This is a genomic window from Candidatus Frankia alpina, assembly GCF_902806485.1.
Lineage (GTDB): Bacteria > Actinomycetota > Actinomycetes > Frankiales > Frankiaceae > Frankia > Frankia alpina.
Genome location: NZ_CADCWT010000484.1, coordinates 1 through 1,199, shown reverse-complemented (window position 1 = coordinate 1,199; position 1,199 = coordinate 1). Strand labels below are relative to the sequence as shown.

Genomic DNA, 1,199 nt, shown 5'->3' with positions numbered 1-1,199 from the left:
GCGGCGTCAGCAAGATCCTCAAGGCTGTCGGGGTCGTGATCAAGGACGAAAATAATCTTGCCTCAAGAGATCTTCTAGGCCGGGTGTATTACGTTGCTGTCGACACACGCCGGGTTGATCTCCTGCATGGGGCCGTCGGCGAGTTGATGGCGGCACTTGCCTAGCCGCATGACAGCCCAGAGGAAGCGACAGCGCCCCGTCGGACCAGCCCGGTGGGGCGCTTGGACGTTCCAGGCGAGGACGACCGGCTGGCTGTCGCATCCCTCGAGACGAAGGGCCGCTCCAGCGGTCCAGGGCCTGGTCTCCACCGTCCGATCCGGAGTCGTGGAGGCCTCCAGATGGCCCGGTTGCACCCCAGGAAACCGCGGGTTGCAGTTTCCTGGGAGTTTTCTGGTGGAAACCGCTCTGACCTGCAGGTTTCCAGGTTTCCCGGCGGGGGGCCCTACGCGTGCGCGCGAGGAACCCCGATTTCCGGCCCGCTGCAACCCGGCTCGGAGGCCCCGCCGGACGCCCCGCTGACATCCAGTTCTTCTCCCGGCTGGGGCCGGCGGGCGACATGCCAACGCCCCGCCGAGGACGGGCCTGGCGGGGCGTCAGACGACCGAACAAGATCAGCCAAGGGTGTTAGTCAACGTTGTTGTCGACACCCCGCAAGTTGATCTCCTGCATGGGGCCGGCCTCCGTCCCCTCCTCGTCATCGCCGACAAGGTCTTCATCAGCGGTCCCCTCTTCCGCTGGGAGGAGCAGAGGCGCAGCGGCCCTTGTAGGTCGACGTCCAGGTCCCATTTGCGAGGTGGTTGTTGTTGTAGGAACCGGTGGTCACCACCCCCGACTGACACTGATCCGCCGCGCTGAGCGTGGCCTCGTTCTCCGCCGTCTCAAAGGTTGGGCCGGTGCCGGTGGCCGTCACGAACTTTCCGTTCTCGATGTTGCCGGCGGCGAACGATGTGCCTCCCGTTGCGAACAGGGTGCCGCCGATGACAACGGCTGCGGTCAGGGCCTTTGCTGCCCGAGTTTTCACGATGAGCCTCTCGTCCAAGCCCCCGGCGTCGACCTGCATGCCCTGATCAGGTCGATGAACTTTTCCTGATCATGGTGGACCATCGTCTCATCCCCGGGGCGCCAGTGCCCCGCCGATGGCCAGTTCCACGGAGTACTCGACGCCTCCAGACAAGATCATCCGGGGGCGTTAGTCAACG

General features: G+C 65.1%; 1 protein-coding gene. It reads right to left on the bottom strand.

Annotated features, from left to right (window positions below; genetic code table 11):
- Nucleotides 1–715 precede the first annotated feature (715 nt).
- Nucleotides 716–1,060 carry a hypothetical protein gene (locus G6R25_RS24080; RefSeq protein ID WP_136449647.1) on the bottom strand — a complete coding sequence of 115 codons (345 nt, stop codon included), beginning with the start codon at nt 1,058–1,060 and terminating at the stop codon, nt 716–718.
- Between the last annotated feature and the right edge of the window lie 139 nt (nt 1,061–1,199).

Excerpts from the sequence above, each read along its gene's own strand:
- G6R25_RS24080 (WP_136449647.1), bottom strand. The coding sequence starts at position 1,060 with ATGCAGGTCGACGCCGGGGGCTTGGACGAGAGGCTCATCGTGAAAACT.